The following is a 1,196-nucleotide window of genomic DNA, read 5'->3' on the forward strand; positions in this document are numbered from 1 at the left end:
TCCCTGGACCGTTATCCTCAATACTAACAAGGCAATATCTATCATTAAATTTCACTCTAATTGAAACATAGTCATTATCTGGAGTATATCTAGACGCATTTTCGACTATATTGTAAATAGCTTGTTCAATTAACTCTGTTTGAACATAAAGTAAGCTCCCTTCTCCTTCTTTTTCGTATTTTACTTTTGAACCTTTAAAAAACCTGTATAACCTTTTAAGCACACTGGATATGATATCATCAATCGACACCCAGTCTTTTTCTATTTTCACACCCTTATCACTAAACTTGGTTATATCTAAAAGATTTTGGATATAGTTATCTAAACGGCTACTTTCTTGAATAATGGTATCAACCAGTTCAAATCTATCTTGTAATGTTAGTTTTTCATCTAACTCTCTCAATGTTTCCGCCGCACCCATCATTGCTGATAATGGCGACTTTAAGTCATGTGATACAGATGAAAGCAATGTTGATCTAAGCTGTTCAACTTCAGCATGTAGCTTGGATCGCTCTAGATCTTTAGCAAGTCTAATTCTTTGTAATGTATCAGATGCTTGTTTAAGCATACTGTAAATGACATCGTTATCAAACGCAGAAAAATATTCATCTTCTTTTTCCCATATTATGATAACAACAGCAGCGACAGACTCTTCTACAACTAAAGGAATAAACGTATAGTTAGAAGATGACAGTGTTTTTGTAAACTTACCTGATTGACGCGAATTTTTAACAGACCAATCAAGAGCAGAGCGCTCGACAGGCGTTAAACTAAATGTTCCTTCTTTTAGAAAGCCACCAGAACCATTACCATGGTTAATATATATTTCGCACTTCACATTGGTAAGCAATGAAACATGATGCGATAGTGTATGCCATAAAGATTTTTCATCTTTAATAATAGACAAACTCTGTGCTAAGTCACGCAATGTCTCTGCATATCTATTGGCCTCTTTTAGCAATAAAAACTGATTTCTTATTTTAGAAGCTGCAGGACCACTAACAAAACCAATAACAACAAGAAAAATAAGTGTAGCTATATCATCCTGACTATAAACATTAAGAGTTAACTTAGGCTCTGTTAAAAAGAAATTGAATGAAAGGAAAGACCAGAACGCAGTATTAATAGCAGGCCTAGCACCGAACTTGGTACCAACCATTATGATTAGAAAAACATAAATAAATACAATATTACCA

At 33.9% G+C, this 1,196-nt stretch carries 1 protein-coding gene; it reads right to left on the reverse strand.

Features of this window, described 5'->3' with window-relative positions; translation table 11 throughout:
• The coding region (locus BZG78_RS15245) for a DUF4118 domain-containing protein (protein ID WP_131826099.1) at positions 1-1,196 on the reverse strand (1,196 nt) is incomplete at both ends.

Source organism: Salinivibrio sp. MA351 (assembly GCF_001996065.1).
GTDB lineage: Bacteria > Pseudomonadota > Gammaproteobacteria > Enterobacterales > Vibrionaceae > Salinivibrio > Salinivibrio costicola.